Annotated in this window: 17 protein-coding genes and 3 rRNA genes; 12 read left to right on the top strand and 8 right to left on the bottom strand. The window is 68.0% G+C overall.

Translation table 11 applies throughout. The features are described from left to right. Positions 1-69 precede the first annotated feature (69 nt). The 4 genes from Q4V64_RS20125 (at position 70) to Q4V64_RS20110 (ending at position 3735) form a co-directional block, all read left to right on the top strand. Complete coding sequence (locus Q4V64_RS20125; RefSeq protein WP_007382472.1) at positions 70-240, top strand: Trm112 family protein; 171 nt, start codon at positions 70-72, stop codon at positions 238-240. Positions 241-294: 54 nt separating this feature from the next. Next, the gene (locus tag Q4V64_RS20120; RefSeq protein WP_124441753.1) at positions 295-1425 is read left to right on the top strand and encodes an SIS domain-containing protein; all 1131 of its coding nucleotides are present in this window, start codon (positions 295-297) and stop codon (positions 1423-1425) included. Positions 1426-1481: 56 nt separating this feature from the next. After that, the gene (gene manA, locus Q4V64_RS20115; RefSeq protein WP_124441754.1) at positions 1482-2633 is read left to right on the top strand and encodes a mannose-6-phosphate isomerase, class I; all 1152 of its coding nucleotides are present in this window, start codon (positions 1482-1484) and stop codon (positions 2631-2633) included. Between the two features lie 121 nt (positions 2634-2754). Then, positions 2755-3735, top strand: a complete 981-nt coding sequence (locus Q4V64_RS20110) for a cation diffusion facilitator family transporter (RefSeq protein WP_124441755.1) — start codon at positions 2755-2757, stop codon at positions 3733-3735. Between the two features lie 82 nt (positions 3736-3817). Here the strand turns inward: Q4V64_RS20110 and lepB are convergent, their stop codons facing one another. Further along, positions 3818-4489: a signal peptidase I gene (gene lepB / locus Q4V64_RS20105; protein WP_124441756.1), complete on the bottom strand. Its 672-nt coding sequence runs from the start codon at positions 4487-4489 to the stop codon at positions 3818-3820. Positions 4490-4542: 53 nt separating this feature from the next. After that, positions 4543-6621 (bottom strand): fructose-specific PTS transporter subunit EIIC, encoded by a 2079-nt coding sequence (locus Q4V64_RS20100; protein WP_124441757.1) that lies wholly within the window; start codon positions 6619-6621, stop codon positions 4543-4545. Between the two features lie 467 nt (positions 6622-7088). Here Q4V64_RS20100 and ahcY point away from each other — a divergent pair, with 467 nt between their 5' ends. Together ahcY and Q4V64_RS20090 are read left to right on the top strand one after the other, a co-directional pair. Further along, the gene (ahcY, locus tag Q4V64_RS20095) at positions 7089-8546 is read left to right on the top strand and encodes an adenosylhomocysteinase (RefSeq protein WP_124441758.1); all 1458 of its coding nucleotides are present in this window, start codon (positions 7089-7091) and stop codon (positions 8544-8546) included. 199 nt (positions 8547-8745) lie between these two features. Next, positions 8746-9360 carry a hypothetical protein gene (locus Q4V64_RS20090; RefSeq protein WP_124441759.1) on the top strand — a complete coding sequence of 205 codons (615 nt, stop codon included), beginning with the start codon at positions 8746-8748 and terminating at the stop codon, positions 9358-9360. A 72-nt stretch (positions 9361-9432) separates the two neighbouring features. On the opposite strand, the gene Q4V64_RS20085 is transcribed toward Q4V64_RS20090, so the two are convergent. Then, on the bottom strand, positions 9433-10530 hold the full coding sequence (locus Q4V64_RS20085; RefSeq protein WP_124441760.1) for an RDD family protein: 1098 nt from the start codon (positions 10528-10530) through the stop codon (positions 9433-9435). Between the two features lie 130 nt (positions 10531-10660). Between Q4V64_RS20085 and Q4V64_RS20080 the strand changes: the two genes are divergently transcribed. The 4 genes from Q4V64_RS20080 (at position 10661) to rrf (ending at position 17414) form a co-directional block, all read left to right on the top strand. Then, positions 10661-11668 carry a stage II sporulation protein M gene (locus tag Q4V64_RS20080; RefSeq protein WP_124441761.1) on the top strand — a complete coding sequence of 336 codons (1008 nt, stop codon included), beginning with the start codon at positions 10661-10663 and terminating at the stop codon, positions 11666-11668. Between the two features lie 571 nt (positions 11669-12239). After that, positions 12240-13767 (top strand): 16S ribosomal RNA (locus Q4V64_RS20075). A 315-nt stretch (positions 13768-14082) separates the two neighbouring features. Then, positions 14083-17204, top strand: a 23S ribosomal RNA gene (locus Q4V64_RS20070). Positions 17205-17297: 93 nt separating this feature from the next. Beyond that, positions 17298-17414: ribosomal RNA gene (rrf, locus tag Q4V64_RS20065) — 5S ribosomal RNA — on the top strand. Together the 16S, 23S and 5S rRNA genes form the textbook arrangement of a ribosomal RNA operon. Positions 17415-17502: 88 nt before the next feature. Here the strand turns inward: rrf and Q4V64_RS20060 are convergent. From Q4V64_RS20060 to Q4V64_RS20040, 5 genes are read right to left on the bottom strand one after another with little or no spacing between them, the layout of a single operon-like run. Next, the gene (locus tag Q4V64_RS20060; RefSeq protein ID WP_124441770.1) at positions 17503-18813 is read right to left on the bottom strand and encodes a DUF58 domain-containing protein; all 1311 of its coding nucleotides are present in this window, start codon (positions 18811-18813) and stop codon (positions 17503-17505) included. Then, complete coding sequence (locus Q4V64_RS20055) at positions 18813-19802, bottom strand: MoxR family ATPase (protein ID WP_124441790.1); 990 nt, start codon at positions 19800-19802, stop codon at positions 18813-18815. Before Q4V64_RS20055 ends, Q4V64_RS20060 begins: the two co-directional genes overlap by 1 nt. Next, on the bottom strand, positions 19802-21004 hold the full coding sequence (locus Q4V64_RS20050) for a DUF4350 domain-containing protein (RefSeq protein WP_124441771.1): 1203 nt from the start codon (positions 21002-21004) through the stop codon (positions 19802-19804). Before Q4V64_RS20050 ends, Q4V64_RS20055 begins: the two co-directional genes overlap by 1 nt. After that, entirely contained in the window at positions 21001-21816 is an 816-nt protein-coding gene (locus tag Q4V64_RS20045; RefSeq protein ID WP_124441772.1) for a DUF4129 domain-containing protein, read from the bottom strand. Before Q4V64_RS20045 ends, Q4V64_RS20050 begins: the two co-directional genes overlap by 4 nt. A 4-nt stretch (positions 21817-21820) precedes the next feature. Continuing rightward, positions 21821-23203 carry a hypothetical protein gene (locus Q4V64_RS20040; RefSeq protein ID WP_124441773.1) on the bottom strand — a complete coding sequence of 461 codons (1383 nt, stop codon included), beginning with the start codon at positions 23201-23203 and terminating at the stop codon, positions 21821-21823. Positions 23204-23343: 140 nt separating this feature from the next. Between Q4V64_RS20040 and mtnA the strand changes: the two genes are divergently transcribed. Both mtnA and mtrA read left to right on the top strand, forming a co-directional pair. Beyond that, positions 23344-24489, top strand: coding sequence for an S-methyl-5-thioribose-1-phosphate isomerase (gene mtnA, locus Q4V64_RS20035; protein ID WP_124441774.1), 1146 nt, complete (start codon positions 23344-23346; stop codon positions 24487-24489). 8 nt (positions 24490-24497) lie between these two features. Next, positions 24498-25187 (top strand): two-component system response regulator MtrA, encoded by a 690-nt coding sequence (mtrA, locus tag Q4V64_RS20030; protein WP_187822996.1) that lies wholly within the window; start codon positions 24498-24500, stop codon positions 25185-25187.

The following is a 25187-nucleotide window of genomic DNA, read 5'->3' as shown; positions in this document are numbered from 1 at the left end:
GCGGTACCCTGACCAGCACATCCGCACACGCACACGCACACGTACCGCCCGCCCCGAAGGGAAACCCCCATGCCGCTCGAAGCCGGCCTCCTGGAGATCCTCGCCTGCCCGGCCTGCCACGCCCCCCTCAAGGAGCAGGACACCGAGCTGATCTGCACCGGCCAGGACTGCGGCCTGGCGTACCCCGTCCGCGACGGCATCCCCGTCCTCCTCGTCGACGAGGCCCGCCGCCCCGCGTAACGACTGGCCCGCTGCCCGAGCACCAGGACACCCGGCCACCGGAGGCTGCCGCCCATGCTCGACGAATCGCTGCTCGACACCCCCGACGCGCTCGCGGAGGCCGACCACCGCGGCCTGCTCCGCGGCGCTGCCGAAGCCGGCGCCCGCGTCCGCACAGCCGCCCGGCACGCCGCCGAGGCAGGCGTGCACGACCTCAAACCGGACGGCCGCCCCCGCGCCGTCCTCATCGCGGGCCCGGGCGCCGCCGCCACGCACACCGCCGACCTCCTCGGCACGCTCGCCGGCGCCGGCAGCCCCGTCACCCGCCTCGCCCCCTCCGGCGTCGCCCCCGCCGCGGGCGCCCTGCGCTGGGAGCTGCCCGGCTGGGTCGGCTCCGTGGACCTGCTCCTGATCGCCACCCCCGACGGCACCGAACCGGGCCTGTCCCTGCTCGCCGACGCGGCCTACCGCCGCGGCTGCGCGGTCGTCGCCGTGGCCCCGGCCGGCACCCCGCTCGACGAGGCGGTGCACGGCGCGCACGGCCTCTTCGTCCCCATCGCGACCGCCCCGTACGAGCAGGACGAGCAGCTGCTCGCCGCGTCCGCCCCTGGCGTGCTGTGGGCGCTGCTCACGCCGTTCCTCGCGCTGCTGGACCGCATCGGCGTGCTCGCCGCCCCGCCCGACGCCATCGAGAAGGTCGCCGACCGCCTCGACGGCATCGCCGAGCGCTGCGGACCGGCCATCGCGACCTACAGCAACCCGGCCAAGACCCTGGCCGCCGAGCTCGCCGACGCGCTCCCGGTGATCTGGACCGAGGGCACCTCCGCGGGCCCGGCGGGCCGCCGTTTCGCCGCCGCGCTCGCCGAGCTGTCCGGCCGCCCCGCCCTCGTCGCCGAACTGCCCGAGGCGCTCGCCGCGCACAGCGCCCTGCTCGCGGGCCCGCTCGCGGCCGGCGCCGACCCCGAGGACTTCTTCCGCGACCGCGTCGAGGAGCCGCCCGCCCTGCACGCACGCGTGGTGCTGCTCCGCGACCGCCCGATCGGCAGCCTCACCGCCGCCCCCTCCGCCCGTGACCTGGCCCTCAGCCACGACACGCCGATCAGCGAGCTGGAGCCGGAGTCCGGCGGCGAAGTGGAGACCCTCGCGGAGCTGATCGCCATCACGGATTTCGCCGCCGTTTACCTGGCGCTCGCCTCGGGCGCCTGATCTTGCCCGGGACGCCTTGACCGTCGTACGCACAGAGAACCGGCAGAAAGAACCCCATGGACCGCCTCGACAACACCATCCGCCCCTACGCCTGGGGTTCGACCACCGCCATTCCGCAGCTGCTCGGCGTCGAGCCGACCGGTGAGCCGCAGGCGGAGATGTGGATGGGGGCCCACCCGGGCGCACCCTCGCGCACCGACCGGGGCACGCTCGTCGAGGTGATCGACGCGGACCCCGGCAAGGAGCTCGGGCCGGCGTCGGTGGCCAAGTTCGGCCCCCGCCTGCCCTTCCTGCTGAAGATCCTCGCCGCCGGCGCCCCGCTCTCCCTCCAGGTGCACCCCAACCTGGAGCAGGCGAAGGAGGGTTACGAGGACGAGGAGCGCCGCGGCATCCCCGTGGACGCCGGGCACCGCAACTACAAGGACGCCAACCACAAGCCCGAACTGATCTGCGCGCTCACCGAGTTCGACGGCCTGTGCGGCTTCCGCGACCCGGCCCGGGCCGCCGCCCTGCTCGACGGTCTCGGCGTCGACTCCCTCAAGCCGTACGTCGACCTGCTGCACGCCCGCCCGGAGGAGGCGGCCCTGCGCGAGGTCCTCACCGCCGTCCTGACCGCCGACCGCGCGGAGATGGCCCACACGGTCGCCGAGGCCGCGGCCGCCTGCACCCGCCTGGGCGGTGACCACGCCCCGTACGCCGACATCGCCCACCACTACCCCGGCGACCCGGGCGTGATCGCCGCGATGCTCCTGAACCACGTCCGCCTGCAGCCCGGCGAGGCCCTGTTCCTCGGCGCCGGCATCCCGCACGCCTACCTGAACGGTCTCGGCGTCGAGATCATGGCCAACTCCGACAACGTCCTGCGCTGCGGCCTGACCCCCAAGCACGTCGACGTCCCCGAACTCCTGCGCATCGTCCGCTTCGAGCCGAGCGACCCCGGCGTCCTGCGCCCCGAGGCGTCCCCCGACGGCGAGGAGGTTTACGAGACCCCGATCGACGAGTTCCGGCTCTCCCGGTACGTCCTCGCGGAGGGCACCACCGCCCACGACCTCACTCGCCCCACCCCGCAGATCCTGCTGTGCACGGCCGGTTCCGTACGGGCGGGGGAGCACGAGCTGGCCCCGGGCGGCTCCGTCTTCGTCCCGGCGGGCGAGAAAACCGAACTGTCGGGTACCGGTACGGTCTTCAGGGCCACCGTGGTCGCCTGAGGCGGCCCGGCGCGCCGTTGTCGGACCGGGCTGCAACAATGGCCCACCGGCAAAGGACGGGCAAAAGCCCGGCTCCTTGGACGACCGCGTACGTACGAAGGCGAAGGGACCACGCGAACACATGAGCGCGTCAGGCGGCACCAAGGCGATCGTGGCGGCACTCGCCGCCAACCTCGCGATCGCGGTATCGAAGTTCGTGGCGTTCGCGTTCAGCGGCTCGTCGTCGATGCTCGCCGAAGGCGTGCACTCGCTCGCCGACTCCGGCAACCAGGCCCTGCTGCTCGTCGGCGGCAAGAAGGCCCAGCGCGAGGCGACCCCGCAGCACCCCTTCGGGTACGGCCGCGAGCGTTACATCTACGCCTTCCTCGTCTCGATCGTCCTCTTCTCGGTCGGCGGCATGTTCGCCATCTACGAGGGCTACGAGAAGATCAAGCACCCGCACGAGATCGAGCACTGGTACTGGCCGGTCGGCGTCCTGGTCTTCGCGATCATCGCCGAGACCTTCTCGTTCCGTACGGCGATCAAGGAGTCCAACACCCTGCGCGGCAGGAAGTCGTGGAAGGACTTCGTCCGCCACGCCAAGGCCCCCGAACTGCCCGTCGTCCTCCTGGAGGACCTCGGCGCGCTCGTCGGCCTGATCCTGGCCCTCTTCGGCGTGGGCCTGGCCCTGGCGACCGGCGACGGCGTCTGGGACGGCATCGGCACCCTCTGCATCGGCATCCTGCTGATCCTGATCGCGCTGGTCCTGGCCGCCGAGACCAAGTCCCTGCTCCTCGGTGAGGCCGCGGGCGTGGAGGAGGTCCAGAAGATCGAGGCCGCCATCGTCGACGGCGACACGGTCACCCGCATCATCCACATGCGCACGCTCCACCTCGGCCCCGAGGAACTGCTGGTCGCCGCCAAGATCGCCGTCCAGCACGACGACACGGCCACCGAGATCGCCTCCGCCATCAACGCCGCCGAGGCCCGTATCCGCGAGGCCGTCCCGATCGCCCGCGTGATCTACCTCGAGCCCGACATCTACAGCGAGGCCGAGGCCGCCAAGGGCGCCGACCCCGAGGCGAAGCCCGGGGGACCGACACCGCACGACGCCGGGCACTGATTCCGGTTACAGCAGCGGGGTCCGCCGAGTCGCTCGGCGGACCCCGTCGTCCGTTCCGTCCTGAGGTTCGTCCTCGGCCGTGTCACAGGGGCTCGGGCCACAGCGACGACTGTGTCGCCGCCCGCCGCCGTACGGTCCGTGCCGCGATCCCGAAGACGACCCCGGCAAGCGCGAGCACGCTTCCCAGCAGCGCGCCGGCGGCGAGCAGCACCGGCACCGCGTAGTCGTCCGTCACCCGGCCCTCGACGGCCCCCACCGGCACCGTCCCACCGCGGTCGTCGGCGAAGAACCGGGAGTCCATCGAGTTCAGCCGGTGGTCGCCGAGCAGGAACAGCCTGCCCTCGGGCACCGTCACGTCATACGGACGGTGCAACCCGTCCGCGATGCCGTCCTTCACGTAAGGCTCATGCAGCGGCTTCCCGTTGACGGTGATCCGCTCCCGCGTCGACCCCGCGCTCGCGCAGCACACCACACGGTCGCCGCCCACGCCGACGACGCGCTGCATGACGGACTCGGCGAACCGGTAGCGCTCCGGTGCCGAGTACAGCACCACATCGCCCCGCCTCACCTCGTCCCCGCCGACGCGCTCGGCGACGATCCCGTCCCCGACGGCGTACGTCGGCGACATGCTGTCGCTCGGCACCGTGGCGCGCAGATAGCCGGCCCGCAGCCACCCGAGCGACGCGATCACGAGCACCAGCCCCAGGCACCCCAACACCCAGGCCACGAGCGCGAATCGACGAGCCTTGCCCATCACGCATCCCTCCCCACGCGGAACATCCGCGACCGCAGAGAGTAGCGGGGCGACTACCGGATCTCATCAAGAACGCCGAGAACCGCCCTCTCGTCCGGCGCGGTGGAGAGACGCTCCCGGAACCCGGCGTCCATCAACTTCCGCGACAGCAGCGCCAGAATCCGCAAGTGCTCGTCGCCCGCGGCCGCCTCCGGTACGGCGATCATGAACACCAGCCTGGCCTTCGTACCGTCCAGAGAGCCCCACTCGACCCCCTCGACGGACCGCGCGAAACCGACCACGGGCGCCGTCACCGCGTCCGTCTTGGCGTGCGGGATCGCGATCTCCTCGCCGAGACCGGTCGTGCCCTGCTCCTCGCGCCGCAGCGCCGTCCGCACCAACTCGTCCACATCGGCCACCCTGCCGCTTCGCACGAGCAGCTCCGCCATCTCCCGGATGGCGGCCTCCTTCTCGCGTGCTCCGAGCCGGACTTTCACGGTCTGCTCGGTGAGGTAGCCGGAGAGCACCTCGCCCCCGGCGGTCTCGGCATCGGCACCGGTCTCGGTCGCAGCGGCGACCGCCCGGGACTCGGCCACGGCCTGCCGCGATACGGCGGTGTCGGCGCCCGGCACACCCGCGCCGGCCCCGACCAGCGCGGGCTCGGGCCCAGCCGCACCCCCGCCGCCGACCGGCGCCCCCCTCCGCTTCCGCTCACTGACGTCGATCAGCGCAACCGTCGTCAACGCCGTGACCACCGTGCCGATCACCACGGCCACGAAGAACATCGGTACGCCGCTCACCGCGCCCAGCACCGCCACGATCGGCCCGCCGTGCGGCACCGCGTCCTCGACCCCGGCGACCCCGGCGATCGCGCCGGCCACCGCGCCGCCGACCATGTTGGCCGGGATGACCTGCGCGGGCCGCGCCGCCGCGAACGGGATCGCGCCCTCGGAGATGCCGAAGCAGCCCATGAACAGCGAGGCCAGCCCCGTCTCCCGCTCCTGCTCGGTGTACAGCCGCCTGCGTATCAGCGTGGCCAGGCCCTGACCCAGCGGCATGACCGGGATCGCGGCCGCGCACATGCCCATCACCGTCTGGTTGCCGGTCGCGATGAGCCCCGTGCCGAACAGGAACGCCGTCTTGTTGACCGGCCCGCCCATGTCGAACGCGATCATGAGCCCGAGAATCGCGCCCAGCAGGATCACGCTCGTGCCCGTCATCCCGCTGAGCCAGTCGGTCAGATGCTCGAAGACCCAGGAGATCGGCTTGCCGATGACGTAGACGAAGAACAGCCCGAGCGACGTGGTCGCCACGATCGGGATCACGATGATCGGCATGATCGGCTGCACGAACTTCGGGACCCTGACCTTCTTGATCCACAGCACCAGATACCCGGCGAGGAACCCGGTCACGATCGCCCCGATGAACCCGGCACCCGCCTTGGAGTCGTACAACGACCCGGTGTTGGCGATCCAGCCACCGATCATGCCCGGCACCAACGCGGGCCGGTCTCCGATCGCGTAGGCGATATATCCGGACAGGATCGGCACCATCAGCGTGAAGCCGATGACGCCGATGTTGTTCACGTCCATCCAGAAGGAGTCCTTCGGGATGACCAGACCGCCCGACGGGTCGGTGTTCCCGCCGAGCGAGAGCGAGATCGCGATCAGCAACCCGCCGACCACCACGAACGGGATCATGTAACTGACCCCGTTCATCAGCGCCTTGTACCCGACGCTCCGCTCCTTGCCACCGTCGGCCGCCGAGGGCGCGGGCGCGCCGCCTTCGCTGTGCACGGGCGCCGACCGCACCCGCTCGATCAGCCGCTCTGGATGGTGAATACCCTCCGCCACCCCGACCGTGAGAACCCTTTTGCCCGCGAATCGGGTCAGGTCCACGTCCTTGTCCGCGGCGACGATGATGCCGTCCGCCGTGCTGACATCGTTGTCGGTGAGAACGTTTTCGGCCCCGATGGACCCTTGCGTCTCCACCTTCATCTCGATGCCGCGGCTCTCGGCGGCCTGCGCGAGCCTCTCTGCCGCCATATACGTGTGCGCGATGCCGGTCGGGCATGCGGTCACCGCGAGCAGCTTCAACCGCCCGCGCTCGCCATCGCCGCCGCCCGTGGGGGGAGGGCCGGCCGGACTGGTCACGTCGATCTCCTAACGCCTTTGTCACGCGGAACGCCGTCCCGGACGCCCCGCAGGATCGATCAGAGCTTCCCGATCCCCACGCATCCTGCAACACCCACACCCCGGCTCAAGGGCCGAAGGTTCTGGTTTGCCCTCCTCTGTTCGCTCCCGTCTCCCGTCCCTACGTGTCTTGTTATCGCTGTCGCGCATGCCCTTCGCCGATACCGATGACACCTTGCGAACGGCGGGATGTGTTCGGAGGCGGACTGGGGACGGCCGGGCGCACCGTGTAGCTTGGAACGGAGCCAGACGTCGCTGCTGATGGCGGTCGGGCGGTCCCAGCACGGACCGGCCGAGGGAGAGAGGGCCTCCGACGGACTGCGCTGCGCGCACGCGGGCATGCCTGTGTCCTCTTCGGGCACCCCTGTGTCCGCCGCCGCGCAGACCAGCCGTACCCGCCTCGACCCAACCCCGAGGAGCAGCTCGCAATGACGACTGTCGACAACCGACAGGACTTCAAGGTCGCCGACCTCTCCCTGGCCGAATTCGGCCGCAAGGAGATCACCCTCGCCGAGCACGAGATGCCCGGCCTGATGGCGATCCGCAAGGAATACGCCGAGGCCCAGCCCCTCGCCGGCGCCCGCGTCACCGGCTCCCTGCACATGACCGTGCAGACCGCCGTCCTCATCGAGACCCTGGCCGCCCTGGGCGCCGAGGTCCGCTGGGCCTCCTGCAACATCTTCTCCACCCAGGACCACGCGGCCGCCGCCATCGCCGTCGGCCCGAACGGCACGCCCGACAACCCGCAGGGCATCCCGGTCTTCGCCTGGAAGGGCGAGACGCTGGAGGAGTACTGGTGGTGCACGGAGCAGGCGCTGACCTGGCCCAACACCCCCACCGGCGGCCCGAACATGATTCTGGACGACGGCGGTGACGCCACCCTCCTCGTCCACAAGGGCGTCGAGTACGAGAAGGACGGCAAGGTCCCGGACGTCGACACCGCCGAGTCCGACGAGCACCGCGTCATCCTCGAACTCCTGCACCGCACCATCACGGACGGCTCGCAGAAGTGGACCCAGCTCGCCTCTGAGATCCGCGGCGTTACCGAGGAGACCACGACCGGCGTCCACCGCCTGTACGAGATGCACCGCGACGGCACCCTCCTGTTCCCGGCGATCAACGTCAACGACGCCGTCACCAAGTCGAAGTTCGACAACAAGTACGGCTGCCGCCACTCCCTGATCGACGGCATCAACCGCGCCACCGACGTCCTCATCGGCGGCAAGACCGCGGTCGTCTGCGGTTACGGCGACGTGGGCAAGGGCTGCGCGGAATCCCTGCGCGGACAGGGCGCCCGCGTCATCGTCACCGAGATCGACCCGATCTGCGCCCTCCAGGCGGCGATGGACGGCTACCAGGTCACGACCCTCGACGAGGTCGTCGACAAGGCCGACATCTTCATCACCACGACCGGCAACAAGGACATCATCATGGCCTCGGACATGGCCAAGATGAAGCACCAGGCGATCATCGGCAACATCGGCCACTTCGACAACGAGATCGACATGGCCGGCCTCGCGAAGATCCCCGGCATCGTCAAGGACGAGGTCAAGCCGCAGGTCCACACCTGGAAGTTCCCCGACGGCAAGGTGCTCATCGTCCTGTCCGAGGGCCGCCTGCTGAACCTGGGCAACGCCACCGGTCACCCGTCGTTCGTGATGTCCAACTCCTTCGCGGACCAGACCCTGGCCCAGATCGAGCTGTTCACCAAGCCCGACGAGTACCCGACCGACGTCTACGTGCTGCCCAAGCACCTCGACGAGAAGGTCGCCCGCCTCCACCTGGACGCGCTCGGCGTGAAGCTGACCACGCTCCGCCCCGAGCAGGCCGCGTACATCGGCGTGGAGGTCGACGGCCCGTTCAAGCCGGACCACTACCGCTACTGAGCGCTATGGAGTCCGACCGCAACTCGCTCGCGTGGAGCACGTCCGTGCACTGACGCGCTCCCGCAGCAGCAGTTCCGCCGAGGCAGGCCCCCGCACCCCCGTGCCGGGGGCCTGCCCCTTTGGCCGGCTGCCCAGCCGTCGTACAGACTGAACCAGCACGTCAAGGCGTCCGGACCAGCCCGTCAAGACCAGGACCCCCATGCCCCGCGGCCGTTATTCGCTCCACGATCCGCACGATCACACCCCCCTCGCAGAAGAGCACTTCCACTGCGCCCCCGGCCCCTCCGGCTGGCGCTACGTCTCTCAGCTGACCACCCCCGCGGGCGATCACAGCGGCTCCGTCGACCTCACCCTTGACGAACTCGGCCGCCCCATCCGCCTCGAACTCCACGCCGCCAGCTGGCAGGTACGCGGCGCCGCCCTCGACGGCGTCACCTGGGTCCGAACCGACCCCACCGGGACCCAGGCCACGGAAGGCAATGTCCGCGCCCATGCCTTCACCGGCACATCCCCCGCATTCCTCATCGCCACCACCCGTCTCCTGCGCCTCACCCCTTCCGCCTCGGCAACCCGCGTACGCCTCGTCGCCTTCACGGACCCGGTCCTCGCCCCGCGCACCGTGGACCAGTCCTGGGCCTTGCTGAAAAGAGAAGCACACGCCACTGACAACGGCCCTCTGACCGTGGACGAATACCAGGTCACAGCCCTGGATACGGGAGAGCAGCACACCGTTCACATCGCCGGCGACGTGGTGCTGTCAGCACCCGGGATCGAGCTGGAAGACCTCGACTCGCCGCCGTCGGTGTTCGTCTGACCAGGACCCGTGCGCTCTGCCTGGATCCGTGCGCTCTGCCTGGAACTGGCCCCGCCGCTCCGCCCCGCAGAGCTACGCCGGCGGTACGAACCCGGTGCCGGGACGATCGGGAGACGGCGTCTCCTTCACTGCTGAGGACTGTGGCTGCTGAACCGGGGCCTGGAGCTCGCCGCTCATCCGGCTGTCCGGCTGCCCCTCTTGGGAAGCGGGAGCCTGACCAACTACCGGAGCCGGAACCTGGCCGCCTGCCGGAGCCGAAGGTTGACCTCCCGTCGGAGCCGCCCCTGCGACATGCGCGGCAGGCGGGAAAGGGGACGGCGCGGGCCACGCTGCCGTAGCCCCGAACGGGCCTGGCGCACCGCCTGTCCCCGGCGCACCGCCGGCGGACCCGGCACCGGTCGCCACCCTACCCGCGGCCGCACCGCTCCCGAAGGCCCTCCGAGTCTCCCGGGCCTGCCGCTCCTGCACAACCGCCGCCAGAAACGCCGCCGGCGGGACCCCTTGCGGCACCGGAGCCCCCGTACGAGCCGCGAGATCGGCGGCGAGCCGCTCCGCCATGCCCCAGCCGACCCGCGGATCCAGCTGCTGCATCCGTGTCAGGTATTGGCGGATCGCCAGCCACAAGCCATCGGGAACAGCCGACAGATCAAGCTCCGAGAAGCGCCCTGCCAGCCAGGGCGGCGGCGGAGGCAGGAAGCCCATCGGCGTGACCGGCACCCGTTCCCGCACGACCAGGGTCCCGGCGAACACGTCACCGAGCCGACGCCCCCGCGCCGACACCAGAGAAGCGATGCAGGCGACGACCCCGAACGTCATCAGAATCTCCACCGCACCGATTGCCCCTCGCACCAGCGCGTGCCGAAAGCGGATCGGCCCGCCGTCGTCCCGCACCACGCGCAGGCCGCACGCCATCTTCCCGAGCGAACGCCCATGGCTGAGCGTCTCGACCGCGATCGGCCCACCCACCAGCACGAGAAGGAACGCCGCAATCGACAGCGCGATCTGCGCCGCCTCGTCCAGAGAAGAGGTGGAGGCCACCAGCGCGATGGTCACAGCGATATACGCGGCCATCGCCACAGCCAGATCGATCAGCACGGCCAAGGCCCTGCTGGGCAGCCTCGCAGGGCGCAACTCAAGCGCCACCGCCTCGCCCGTCACCAGCTCACTCACGCCCGCCGTCCTTCCCCTGGCCTGCTTCGAGAACGGCCAGTCTGCCAAGCTGAGAGCGCATCGCGCCGCAGTACGACAAGCTGATCCTTACGACGGACCGCCGACGAGCAGCCGAGGAGCAGGCAAACCGATGGACCTCGACGTCTTCGTCACCGCCCACCGAGCCGAGTGGGACCGCCTCGACGCCCTGCTCCGGCGCCAGCGCCGCCTCACCGGCGCCGAGGCAGACGAACTCGTCGCTCTCTATCAACGCACCGCCACGCACCTCTCCGTGATCCAGTCGAGCGCCCCCGATCCGCAGCTGACCGGTCGGCTCAGCCAACTGGTGGCACGCGCGCGTAGTGCCGTCACAGGTACCCGACGCGCCTCTTGGCGCGATGTCACCCGCTTCCTCACCCACGGCTTCCCGGCCGCTGTCTACAGGTCGCGCCACTGGTGGGTACCCACCGCGCTCCTGTCCAGCGCCGTCGCGGCCGTCCTCGGCTGGTGGATCGGCACGCACCCTGAAGTACAGGCCACGATCGCCGCCCCCACCGAACTGCGCGAGCTCACCCGCCCCGGTGGCCAGTACGAGACGTACTACTCGAGCCACCCCGCAACCTCCTTCGCCGCCCAGGTCTGGACGAACAACGCTCAGGCCGCCGCCATGTGCCTGGTCCTCGGCGTCTTCCTCGGTCTCCCGGTCCTCTGGATCCTCTTCCAGAACATGCTCAACCTGGGTGTCGGCTTCGGCCTGATGTCCTCGGCAGGCCGCCTCGACACCTTCTTCGGCCTCATCCTCCCGCACGGCCTGCTCGAACTCACCGCCGTCTTCGTAGCCGCCGGCACGGGACTGCGCCTCGGCTGGACCCTGATCGACCCGGGCCCGCGCACCCGACGCTCAGCCCTGGCTGAAGAGGGTCGAGCCGCCGTGGGCATGGCGATAGGCCTCGCCCTGGTCCTCTTCATATCCGGCGCCATCGAAGGCTTCGTCACCCCGTCCGGCCTGCCTACCTGGGCCCGTATCGGCATCGGCGTCGCCGCTGAGCTGGCCTTCCTCGCATACGTTTACGTCCTGGGCGGCCGTGCGGCACGCGCCGGCGAAACGGGCGACGTCGAGGCGGCCGAACGCAGCGCCGCTGTCCCGACGGCCGCGTGATGTGCAGAGCACCTGGCTGAGCTGCTAGTGTCTTCTTCGCCCCACCGGAGCCGTTGACACGGAGCGGTTGGGGAGGTAGATTCAAACAGTTGTCTGGAGCTGGGTGTCGTCCCGGTTCGGCAGCAGTGAGTGTCTGTCGGCTTCAAGAACATTGATTTCAAAGAAGCCCCCCTTCCCGATGAATCGGAAACGGATGGCCGGTCAGTCCGGCTGAAAAGTTCTGATAATGTTGGGAGCGCCGGAAAGGGAAACGCGAGAGCGGGAACCTGGAAAGCACCGAGGAAATCGGATCGGAAAAGGATCTGATAGAGTCGGAAACGCAAGACCGAAGGGAAGCGCCCGGAGGAAAGCCGCGAGAGAGTCTCTCGGGTGAGTACAAAGGAAGCGTCCGTTCCTTGAGAACTCAATAGCGTGCCAAAAGTCAACGCCAGATATGTTGATACCCCGTCCATCGGATCTTTCCGGTGGCGAGGTTCCTTTGAAGAATACACAGCGAGGACGCTGTGAACCGCCGGGCTTATTCCGCCCGGAGGTTCCGCTCTCGTGGTGTCGACCGGATAGCCGGTAAACATTCACGGAGAGTTTGATCCTGGCTCAGGACGAACGCTGGCGGCGTGCTTAACACATGCAAGTCGAACGATGAACCACTTCGGTGGGGATTAGTGGCGAACGGGTGAGTAACACGTGGGCAATCTGCCCTTCACTCTGGGACAAGCCCTGGAAACGGGGTCTAATACCGGATAGCACTCTCGTGGGCATCTGCGAGGGTTGAAAGCTCCGGCGGTGAAGGATGAGCCCGCGGCCTATCAGCTTGTTGGTGAGGTAATGGCTCACCAAGGCGACGACGGGTAGCCGGCCTGAGAGGGCGACCGGCCACACTGGGACTGAGACACGGCCCAGACTCCTACGGGAGGCAGCAGTGGGGAATATTGCACAATGGGCGAAAGCCTGATGCAGCGACGCCGCGTGAGGGATGACGGCCTTCGGGTTGTAAACCTCTTTCAGCAGGGAAGAAGCGAAAGTGACGGTACCTGCAGAAGAAGCGCCGGCTAACTACGTGCCAGCAGCCGCGGTAATACGTAGGGCGCAAGCGTTGTCCGGAATTATTGGGCGTAAAGAGCTCGTAGGCGGCTTGTCACGTCGGGTGTGAAAGCCCGGGGCTTAACCCCGGGTCTGCATTCGATACGGGCTAGCTAGAGTGTGGTAGGGGAGATCGGAATTCCTGGTGTAGCGGTGAAATGCGCAGATATCAGGAGGAACACCGGTGGCGAAGGCGGATCTCTGGGCCATTACTGACGCTGAGGAGCGAAAGCGTGGGGAGCGAACAGGATTAGATACCCTGGTAGTCCACGCCGTAAACGGTGGGAACTAGGTGTTGGCGACATTCCACGTCGTCGGTGCCGCAGCTAACGCATTAAGTTCCCCGCCTGGGGAGTACGGCCGCAAGGCTAAAACTCAAAGGAATTGACGGGGGCCCGCACAAGCAGCGGAGCATGTGGCTTAATTCGACGCAACGCGAAGAACCTTACCAAGGCTTGACATACACCGGAAACGTCCAGAGATGGGCGCCCCCTTGTGGTCGGTGTACAGGTGGTGCATGGCTGTCGTCAGCTCGTGTCGTGAGATGTTGGGTTAAGTCCCGCAACGAGCGCAACCCTTGTTCTGTGTTGCCAGCATGCCCTTCGGGGTGATGGGGACTCACAGGAGACCGCCGGGGTCAACTCGGAGGAAGGTGGGGACGACGTCAAGTCATCATGCCCCTTATGTCTTGGGCTGCACACGTGCTACAATGGCCGGTACAATGAGCTGCGATACCGTGAGGTGGAGCGAATCTCAAAAAGCCGGTCTCAGTTCGGATTGGGGTCTGCAACTCGACCCCATGAAGTCGGAGTTGCTAGTAATCGCAGATCAGCATTGCTGCGGTGAATACGTTCCCGGGCCTTGTACACACCGCCCGTCACGTCACGAAAGTCGGTAACACCCGAAGCCGGTGGCCCAACCCCCTTGTGGGGAGGGAGCTGTCGAAGGTGGGACTGGCGATTGGGACGAAGTCGTAACAAGGTAGCCGTACCGGAAGGTGCGGCTGGATCACCTCCTTTCTAAGGAGCACTTCTCAGCCGGTCCTTCGGGGCTGGTTCAGAGGCCAGTTCATCGGCGAACGTCCGGTGCTGGTTGCTCATGGGTGGAACGTTGACTACTCGGCACACTTGATCGTCTTCTCCTTCTAGTACTGCTCTTCGGAGCGTGGAACGTTGAGGGGAGCGGTGAGGGTGTCGGGCACGCTGTTGGGTGTCTGAGGGCACGGCCGTAAGGTCTGTCTTCGGGTGCCGGCCCCAGTGAACTCCGGATCAATTCCGGGGGTGATGGGTGGCTGGTCGTTGTTTGAGAACTGCACAGTGGACGCGAGCATCTGTGGCCAAGTTTTTAAGGGCGCACGGTGGATGCCTTGGTACCAGGAACCGATGAAGGACGTGGGAGGCCACGATAGGCCCCGGGGAGTCGTCAACCAGGCTTTGATCCGGGGGTGTCCGAATGGGGAAACCCGGCAGTCGTCATGGGCTGTCACCCATACCTGAACACATAGGGTATGTGGAGGGAACGCGGGGAAGTGAAACATCTCAGTACCCGCAGGAAGAGAAAACAACCGTGATTCCGGGAGTAGTGGCGAGCGAAACCGGATGAGGCTAAACCGTATACGTGTGAGACCCGGCAGGGGTTGCGTATGCGGGGTTGTGGGATCTCTCTTTCACGGTCTGCCGGCCGTGGGACGAGTCAGAAACCGTTGATGTAGGCGAAGGACATGCGAAAGGTCCGGCGTAGAGGGTAAGACCCCCGTAGTCGAAACGTCAGCGGCTCGTTGGAGAGACACCCAAGTAGCACGGGGCCCGAGAAATCCCGTGTGAATCTGGCGGGACCACCCGCTAAGCCTAAATATTCCCTGGTGACCGATAGCGGATAGTACCGTGAGGGAATGGTGAAAAGTACCGCGGGAGCGGAGTGAAATAGTACCTGAAACCGTGTGCCTACAAGCCGTGGGAGCGTCGGGCAAGCACTTGTGTTTGTCTCGTGACTGCGTGCCTTTTGAAGAATGAGCCTGCGAGTTTGCGGTGTGTTGCGAGGTTAACCCGTGTGGGGAAGCCGTAGCGAAAGCGAGTCCGAACAGGGCGTTTTAGTAGCATGCTCAAGACCCGAAGCGGAGTGATCTAGCCATGGGCAGGTTGAAGCGGCTGTAAGAGGTCGTGGAGGACCGAACCCACCAGGGTTGAAAACCTGGGGGATGACCTGTGGTTAGGGGTGAAAGGCCAATCAAACTCCGTGATAGCTGGTTCTCCCCGAAATGCATTTAGGTGCAGCGTCGTGTGTTTCTTGCCGGAGGTAGAGCACTGGATAGGCGATGGGCCCTACCGGGTTACTGACCTTAGCCAAACTCCGAATGCCGGTAAGTGAGAGCGCGGCAGTGAGACTGTGGGGGATAAGCTCCATGGTCGAGAGGGAAACAGCCCAGAGCATCGACTAAGGCCCCTAAGCGTACGCTAAGTGGGAAAGGATGTGGAGTCGCACAGACAACCAGGAGGTTGGCTTAGAAGCAGCCACCCTTGAAAGAGTGCGTAATAGCTCACTGGTCAAGTGATTCCGCGCCGACAATGTAGCGGGGCTCAAGCGTACCGCCGAAGTCGTGTCATTGCAGCATGAGCCCCAACGGGCGCTGTGATGGGTAGGGGAGCGTCGTCTGCCGGGTGAAGCAGCCGCGGAAGCGAGTTGTGGACGGTTGACGAGTGAGAATGCAGGCATGAGTAGCGATACACACGTGGGAAACGTGTGCGCCGATTGACTAAGGGTTCCTGGGTCAAGCTGATCTGCCCAGGGTAAGTCGGGACCTAAGGCGAGGCCGACAGGCGTAGTCGATGGATAACCGGTTGATATTCCGGTACCCGCTGTGAAGCGTCAAACATTGAATCCAGTGATGCTAAGCCCGTGAAGCCGTTCCGGACCCTTCGGGGAATGGAAAGTGGTGGAGCCGGTGGCCCGAGCTGGTAGTAGGTGAGTGATGGGGTGACGCAGGAAGGTAGTCCATCCCGGGCGGTGGTTGTCCCGGGGTAAGGGTGTAGGCCGGTGTGCAGGTAAATCCGTACACCGTTAAGGCTGAGACCTGATGCCGAGCCGATTGTGGTGAAGTGGATGATCCTATGCTGTCGAGAAAAGCCTCTAGCGAGTTTCATGGCGGCCCGTACCCTAAACCGACTCAGGTGGTCAGGTAGAGAATACCGAGGCGTTCGGGTGAACTATGGTTAAGGAACTCGGCAAAATGCCCCCGTAACTTCGGGAGAAGGGGGGCCATGTCCGGTGAAGGGCTTTGCGCCTGGAGCTGGGGGTGGCCGCAGAGACCAGCGAGAAGCGACTGTTTACTAAAAACACAGGTCCGTGCGAAGCCGTAAGGCGATGTATACGGACTGACGCCTGCCCGGTGCTGGAACGTTAAGGGGACCGGTTAGTCCGATTTCGGTCGGGCGAAGCTGAGAACTTAAGCGCCAGTAAACGGCGGTGGTAACTATAACCATCCTAAGGTAGCGAAATTCCTTGTCGGGTAAGTTCCGACCTGCACGAATGGCGTAACGACTTCTCGACTGTCTCAACCATAGGCCCGGTGAAATTGCACTACGAGTAAAGATGCTCGTTTCGCGCAGCAGGACGGAAAGACCCCGGGACCTTTACTACAGTTTGATATTGGTGTTCGGTTCGGCTTGTGTAGGATAGCTGGGAGACTTTGAAGCTGTCACGCCAGTGGTGGTGGAGTCGTCGTTGAAATACCAGTCTGGTCGTGCTGGATGTCTAACCTGGGTCCGTGATCCGGATCAGGGACAGTGTCTGATGGGTAGTTTAACTGGGGCGGTTGCCTCCTAAAGAGTAACGGAGGCGCCCAAAGGTTCCCTCAGCCTGGTTGGTAATCAGGTGTTGAGTGTAAGTGCACAAGGGAGCTTGACTGTGAGACCGACGGGTCGAGCAGGGACGAAAGTCGGGACTAGTGATCCGGCGGTGGCTTGTGGAAGCGCCGTCGCTCAACGGATAAAAGGTACCCCGGGGATAACAGGCTGATCTTCCCCAAGAGTCCATATCGACGGGATGGTTTGGCACCTCGATGTCGGCTCGTCGCATCCTGGGGCTGGAGTCGGTCCCAAGGGTTGGGCTGTTCGCCCATTAAAGCGGTACGCGAGCTGGGTTTAGAACGTCGTGAGACAGTTCGGTCCCTATCCGCTGTGCGCGTAGGAGTCTTGAGAAGGGCTGTCCCTAGTACGAGAGGACCGGGACGGACGAACCTCTGGTGTGCCAGTTGTTCTGCCAAGGGCATGGCTGGTTGGCTACGTTCGGGAGGGATAACCGCTGAAAGCATCTAAGCGGGAAGCCTGCTTCGAGATGAGGACTCCCACCCCCTTTGAGGGGTTAAGGCTCCCAGTAGACGACTGGGTTGATAGGCCGGATATGGAAGCACCGTAAGGTGTGGAGTTGACCGGTACTAATAGGCCGAGGGCTTGTCCTCAGTTGCTCGCGTCCACTGTGTTGGTTCTGAAACCACGAACAGCCCCGTTGCCGGGCCACGGCAATGGTTGTGGCGTTCACAGTTTCATAGTGTTTCGGTGGTTATAGCGTGAGGGAAACGCCCGGTTACATTCCGAACCCGGAAGCTAAGCCTTACAGCGCCGATGGTACTGCAGGGGGGACCCTGTGGGAGAGTAGGACGCCGCCGAACAAATCTTGGGAAAACCCCGCACCGGGATGGTGCGGGGTTTTCTGCATTTCAGGGTCGTTTTAGGCGGGGGTGGGCGCACCACCCGAAGTTACAGGCGACCCGCTGCTTTCAGTGCCAGATACGCGTCTGCCAGTGCTGGAGCCAGATCGTCGGGCGTCGCATCGACGACTGTCACGCCGTGACGGCGGAGTTGCTCTGCAGTCCGATGGCGTTCGGCTTGGGCATGGGCGGCTGCTGCGGCCTCGTAGATGGCCTCGGGGTTTCCGCGGGCCGTGGCCATTCGGGCGATGTGCGGGTCCGCTACCGATGCCAGCAGGATGGTGTGGCGCTGGGTGAGGCGCGAGAGGACGGGCAGCAGGCCTTCTTCGACTGGGGCAGCGTCGAGGGTTGTCAGTAGGACGATCAAGGAGCGCCGAGGGGCCGTCCGGAGTGCCGTAGCGGTGAGACCTCGGGCGTCGGTTTCGACGAGTTCGGGTTCCAGGGTCGCCATCGCGTTGACCAAGGACGGAAGGACGTCGCCTGCCGTGCGGCCCTGGACGAGGGCGCGAACCCGGCGGTCGTAGGCAAGCATGTCCACGCGGTCGCCGGCTCGGGATGCCAGTGCCGCCAAGAGCAAGGCAGCGTCCAGGGAGGCGTCGAGGCGGGGGGCGTCGCCCACGCGGCCGGCCGAGGTACGGCCGGTGTCGAGGACCAGGAGGATGTGGCGATCGCGTTCGGGGCGCCAGGTGCGTACGGCGACCGCGGACTGGCGGGCTGTGGCGCGCCAGTCGATGGAGCGGGTGTCGTCGCCGGGGACGTACTCGCGCAGGCTGTCGAATTCCGTGCCTTCGCCGCGTGTGAGCACACTGGTGCGGCCGTCCAGTTCGCGCAGGCGGGCGAGCTTGGAAGGCAGGTGCTTGCGGCTGGTGAAGGGGGGCAGGACGCGTACCGTCCAGGGAACCTGGTGGGTGCCTTGGCGGGAGAAGAGGCCGAGAGGGCCGTAGGAGCGGATCGTGACGCGATCGGCTTGGCGGTCACCGCGGCGGGTGGGGCGTAGCCGTGTTGTGACGCGTCGGCGTTCGCCGGCCGGGACCGTCAAGCGGTGCCGGGAGGCCGCGAATTCCGTGCCGGACTGCCAACTGCTGGGCGGCCAGGCGTCGCGGAGGCGTGCGCGGAGGGGGCGGCGGGACGGATTGGTGACCGTGAGGGTGACGTCGGCGGTGTCGCCCAGGCGCACGGAGGTGTCGCCCGCGCGAGTGAGGCCAAGGCGTCGTACGGGTGCTGCCAGTACGAAATCGCAGGCGCAGGCCACGGCCAGAGGCGCGTTGACCGCGAGGAGGCCGGTCCAGCCGGGTTCCCAGATGCCGACGGGGAGGGAGCCTAGGGCCGCGAGGAGCGCGGCGCGTCCGGTGAAGGCCATCAGCGGGGGACGGGGACGTGGGCGAGGATCGCGTTGATGACGGAGTCGGCCGTCACGCCTTCCATCTCGGCCTCCGGTCGAAGCTGCACGCGGTGGCGGAGGGTGGGGAGGGCGAGTGCCTTGACGTCGTCGGGGATGACGTAGTCGCGACCCGTCAGCCAGGCCCAGGCGCGGGATGTCGCGAGAAGGGCGGTGGCGCCGCGGGGGGAGACGCCAAGCGTGAGGGACGGCGATTCGCGCGTGGCTCGGCAGATGTCGACGACGTAGGCCGTGATGTCGGGGGAGACCGCCGTTTTGGCCACTGCGGCGCGGGCGGCTTCCAGGGCGGCCGGGCCTGCTACGGGGCGTACGCCGGCGGCGTGCAGGTCGCGCGGGTTGAAGCCCTCGGCGTGGCGGGTGAGGACGTGGATCTCGTCCTCGCGGGAGGGGAGCGGGATCGTGAGCTTGAGGAGGAAGCGGTCCAGCTGGGCTTCGGGGAGGGGGTAGGTGCCTTCGTACTCGACCGGGTTCTGGGTCGCGGCGACCAGGAACGGATCGGGGAGCGGGCGGGGGGTGCCGTCGACCGTGACCTGGCGTTCCTCCATGGCTTCCAGGAGGGAGGACTGGGTCTTCGGCGGGGTGCGGTTGATCTCGTCGGCCAGGAGGAGGTTGGTGAAGACCGGGCCGGGCTGGAAGGAGAACTCGGCGGTGCGCGTGTCGTAGACCAGGGAGCCCGTCACGTCGCTCGGCATCAGGTCCGGGGTGAACTGGACGCGCTTGGTGTCGAGTTCGAGTGCGGATGCGAGGGCGCGGACGAGCAACGTTTTGGCGACTCCAGGGACTCCTTCTAGTAGTACGTGTCCGCGGCAGAGGAGGGCGACGACGAGGCCGGTCACGGCGGGATCCTGGCCGACCACGGCCTTGGCGATCTCGGCGCGCAGGGCTTCCAGGGCGGCTCGGGCGTTGCCCGGGTCCCCGGTCTGCCCGGCGTTGTCAGTGGTCGGGTCCATCATGGACGGCGTACCTCTCTTTCGAGGGCGTCGAGTTGGTCGGCGAGAGAGATGAGGGCGGCGTCGTCGCCGGGGGGCGGGCCGTAGAGGAGGGTCTGCAGGCCCTGTCCGTCTCCGTGACTGTGGAGGTGGGCGGACAGGGCGGGGAGCAAGGCTTCGGGCGCGTGTGCCTGGGCGACGGGGACGCCTACGAGGGGGGCGAGACGGGTGCGGGTGGTGGAGCGAAGAGCGGCGGCGGCGCGATCGCGGGCGTTCGCCTTGCGGTAGAGACGGGCGCGGCCTTCGACGGTTTCGGAGGCGCGGATCGCCACGGGGAGTTTTTCGGGCACGAGGGGGCCAAGTCGGCGTGCCCGCCAGAGGGCGGCGAGGGCGGCGGCGACGAAGAGTTGCAGTGTGCCCCAGAGCCAGCCCGAGGGGAGCAGGTCGAAGAAGCCGCGTTCGTCGTCGGTGTCGGCGGCCGTGGTGTCGGAGAGTGAGGGGAGGTACCAGACCAGATGGGGGCGGGAGCCGAGGAGTTGGAGGGCGAGCGAGGCGTTGCCCTGCTCGTCGAGGCGGTCGTTGTGGAGGATGTCGGGCGCGCCGAGTACGACGGTGTCACCGTCCCCGGCCGCTTCCGGTACGCGCACCAGGGTGGCCAGACGCTCGCTGGGGTAGCACTCGTCGGCGCCGGGGCGGGTGGCGGTGTAGCGGATGCCGCCCGTGTCGGCGGTGCCCGCGCGCCGGGCGGCGGGCAGGTCGCAGTCGGGGGCGAGTGCCGAGTCGAGGCTGGTGGCGGGGTCCGCGACGACGCCGGGGGCGAGTCGTTCGACGGACCAGCTGCCGGGGGCGACGAGGACGGTGCGTCCGCCGGAATCGGTGGTCGCGGAATGCAGTCGGCCCTGTTGCCGGTGCGTCAGTTGGTCGGGCAAGGCGACGAGGAGGGTGGTGTCGGGGCCGGCGGCGGCGCGTGCCTCGTCCAGGGTGGTGACCACACGCGTGGAGACGCCGCGGTCGGCCAGGAGTTCGGCGACGGCGCGGCTGCCGGAAGGGTCGGCGGAGCGCGGGTCGAGGTTGCCGTGCCGGGCGTCGGAGCGGATCAGGGCGATCGCGACGGCCGCCGCAAGGAGGAGCACCAGGGCGAGCGCGACGCCTCGTGCGCGGGTCCACACCTGGCGCGCGGTGGGCGAGGCCGACGTGGACGGGAGCGTGGCCTCGGTGGTCATTCGGCGGCTCCCTGGCGGGTGTTGTGGGCCGCGCTGTGGCTGCTGCTCGTGAGCTGCGGCTTGGTGCGCTCCAGGTCGCGGTCGAGTTCGGCGGTTCGGTGGTACGACTGCTCTGTCGCTGTCCGTCCGCCGTATGTGACGTCATCGAAGTCCCGGGCGGCGGCGCTAAGCCGGTCCGCGTGCGACGGCAGGGTCCGTCCCGCCTCCGCGGCGGCCTCGTCGGCGGTGCGGCCGGGGCGAGCGTCGAGAAGGGCCCGTTCTTCCAGGGAACGGACGATGGCGCGCATGCGCTCCTGGACGGCCTGGTTCCAGTGGGCCTGGGCTGCGTGGGCCTCGGCGGCCGCGCGGTGCTCGGCGGCGCTGCGGGGACGGTCATCGAACATGGGGGCGGTGGACGTGGGCTCGCGGCGCGGAGTGCCCAGGCGCCACCACAGGGCGGCCAGGACCGCGAGGACGGCCACGATGACGACGACCAGGCCGAGCGGCCCGCCGGGTGTCGCGGCCGAGGCGGTGTTGAACAGCTTGTCGACCCAGTCCCAGAAGGCGTCCAGCGCGCGTTGGAAGAGGCCGGGGTCGTTCTCGTGGTACATGCGCTTGGTCAGCTCGCGCCGGGCCGCATCCTGCGCGGGGTCGCGGGGGATCGTCAACGGAGGTTCGTCGCTGGAGCGTGAGAGCGACAGCAGGGAGGTGCCGTCGGCGCGCAGCACGGCCCGTACGGACGCGTCGCCTGCGCGCAGCACCGTCCGTACGGCCGAATCGGCGGCGCGCGGCAGCGCTGGTACCGCCGTGAGGACTCCCCCCGCCAGGCTCACTTCGTCAGCTCCCGGGGGTGTGGCCGGTGCCGTAGTCCTGGACGCCGGCCGCGCGGGCCAGTTCGAGGTCGAGGGCTTCCCGGCGGATGCGCTGGTCGATGTAGAGAAGCACGGTGACGCCGGCCGTGATCGGGAACGTGATCATGGAGCCGATGACCGAACCGATCCCACTGATGATGAGGAACGTCCAGCCGAGGTCGCCGGTGCCCTCCAGGAAGCCGCCGACGCCATCACCGCTCAGGGCCGTGGCGAAGAAGGTGAAGGGGATGACGACGATCGCGGCGACGATGTTCGCGATGATCGCCGCGAGGAGCTGGATGCCGAATACCCGCCACCAGGAGCCGCGCACCAGCTTCGCGGAGCGGCTCATCGACTTCAGGATGCCCTGCTTCTCCAGCATCAGCGCGGGCGAGGCCAGGGAGAATCGCATCAACAGCCACACGGCGACGACACCGGCGCCCAGGCCGCCCAGGACGGCGAGCGCGGCGCCACCCGCGCCCTCGCCCGAGACGGCCACCAGGATGCCGGGCAGGGTGCCCACGAAGACGATTCCGGCGGCGATGAGAATCAGGAGGAGGATCAGACCCAACAGTTTCAACACCTGCGGGCGGGCGTCGCGCCAGGCCTCGCCGGTGGTGACGGGCTTGCCGAGCACCGCGCGGCTGGTGACGGTCGTGAGCAGGGCGGTCGCCAGGACCGTGCCGATCACGGAGATCACCAGGACGACGACGGAGCCGAGCATGGCGTCGCCCATGGCGCGGGTCAGTTCGTCGAGTGTGGCGCTCGGGTCGTTGAGGGCTTCGGCGTCGACGGTGTCGTTGAGGACGAAGCCCTGGAGCAGGATGACGACGATCTCGGTGATGACTGCGACGGTCAGCGAGATGCCGAGGACCGTGCGCCAGTAGCTGCGCATGGTGGAGACCGCACCGTCGAGGATCTCGCCCACGCCGAGCGGTCGGAGTGGGATCACGCCGGGCTTGGCCGCGGGCGGGGGGCCGCCCCAGCCGCCATACCCGCCGGGAGCGCCGTAGCCACCGCCCCAGCCGCCGTAGCCACTGTTCCCGCCGCTGCCGCCGGGAGGGCCGTAGCCCCCGTGGCCCCCGTATCCGCCCGGGCCGCCGGGGGGCGGGGTGCCCCAGCCCGGGCCGGGCGGTGGGGGAGGCGGTGCCTGGCCGGGGGCCGTGGCGCCGGTGGGCGCGGACCACTGGCTCGGTGGCGGCTGCTCCTTGGACCACTTCGAGCCGGTGTCCTGCGGGTCCGGTCCCGGCTGCTCCGTGGGGTTCGCGGCGCCCGGCCGGTCAGCGGGCTCGGCGGGGCCGGACGCGCCGGCCTCGTGCCCGTCGGACGGGGCGGATCCGGGCGAGGCCCAGCCCGGAGTGTCGTTCATCGTCGCTCCTTCACGGTGCCCGTCCGCGGTCGCGGCGGCAGGTTGGCAGCCATCGTGCCATGGGGTGGTCGTCGACGGACCAGCCGCGGTATGGGCTGCACACCTTCAATTGTCCGCCGGATAAGGGGCAGACTGACCGCATGGCTGATCAGTACGCGCACAGCGGCGAGGACAACCGGCCGACCGAGATACCGACGATCCGTTGGGACGAGCCACCCGAAGGCCCTGTACTGGTGCTTCTCGACCAGACGAGGCTGCCGGCCGAGGAGGTCGAACTGGTCTGTACGGATGCGCCCGCGCTGGTGGAGGCGATCCGTTCGCTCGCCGTGCGCGGGGCGCCGCTGCTCGGCATCGCCGGGGCATACGGCGTCGCGCTCGCCGCCGCGCGGGGCTTCGACGTGGACGACGCCGCGAACGCGCTGGCGGGTGCGCGTCCCACCGCAGTGAACCTCGCCGTCGGGGTGCGCCGGGCGCAGTCCGCCTACCGCGCGGAGCTCGGCAGGGGCGGTGACGGGCGGCAGGCCGGCGAGGCGGCGTTGGCCGCGGCGCGCAGGCTGCACCGGGAGGATGCCGAGGCCAGCGCGCGGATGGCCGAGCGAGGGCTGGCGTTGTTGGACGAGTTGCTGCCCGGCGGCGGGCACCGGATTCTCACGCATTGCAACACCGGGTCGCTGGTGTCGGGCGGGGAGGGGACGGCGTTCGCGGTGGCGCTCGCGGCGCACCGGGCGGGGCGGCTCAGGCGCCTGTGGGTGGACGAAACGCGTCCGTTGCTGCAAGGTGCTCGCCTGACGGCTTACGAGGCGGCTCGCAGCGGTATGGCGTACACCTTGCTGACCGACAACGCGGCGGGCTCGCTGTTCGCGGCCGGGGAGGTGGATGCGGTGCTGATCGGGGCGGACCGGATCGCGGCCGACGGTTCGGTGGCGAACAAGGTGGGGAGCTATCCGCTCGCGGTGCTGGCGCGGTACCACCATGTGCCGTTCATCGTGGTGGCGCCGGTCACGACGGTGGATCCGGACACGCCGGACGGGGCATCTATCGAGGTCGAGCAGCGCCCCGGTCATGAAGTGACCGAGGTCACAGCACCTCAGGTGCCGGTGGCGGGAGCGGAAGCGGGAGGCGGGATTCCGGTGGCACCCCTGGGGACCCAGGCGTACAACCCGGCGTTCGACGTGACGCCGCCCGAGTTGGTGACGGCGATCGTCACCGAGGAGGGCGCCGTATCGCCCGTGACGGCTGAGGCGCTCGCCGAGCTGTGTGACAGGTCACGCCAGGTAACGATTTAGTTAATGGGATGATGGCATTCATGAAGGGACGAGTCCTTGTCGTCGACGACGACACCGCACTGGCCGAGATGCTCGGCATTGTGCTGCGTGGTGAAGGTTTTGAGCCGTCTTTTGTAGCCGACGGCGACAAGGCGCTGGCCGCTTTCCGTGAGACCAAGCCCGATCTGGTGCTGCTCGATCTCATGCTGCCCGGACGGGACGGTATCGAGGTGTGCCGTCTGATCAGGGCGGAGTCGGGTGTACCGATCGTGATGCTCACGGCCAAGAGCGACACCGTCGACGTCGTCGTGGGCCTGGAGTCGGGCGCCGACGACTACATCGTGAAGCCGTTCAAGCCGAAGGAGCTGGTCGCCCGGATCCGGGCGCGGCTCAGGAGGTCTGAGGAGCCTGCGCCCGAGCAGCTCGCCATCGGTGACCTGGTCATCGACGTGGCCGGTCACTCCGTGAAGCGGGACGGACAGTCGATCGCGCTGACGCCGCTGGAGTTCGACCTGCTGGTGGCGCTCGCGCGTAAGCCGTGGCAGGTGTTCACGCGTGAGGTGCTGCTCGAGCAGGTATGGGGCTACCGGCACGCCGCGGACACCCGTCTGGTGAACGTGCATGTGCAGCGGCTGCGCTCCAAGGTGGAGAAGGATCCGGAGCGGCCGGAGATCGTGGTGACCGTCCGGGGCGTCGGTTACAAGGCGGGGCCGAGCTGA

Source organism: Streptomyces sp. NL15-2K (assembly GCF_030551255.1).
Taxonomy (GTDB): Bacteria; Actinomycetota; Actinomycetes; order Streptomycetales; family Streptomycetaceae; genus Streptomyces.
Note: the sequence above shows the minus strand (reverse complement) of the source record. Positions and strands in the feature narration are given on the sequence as shown.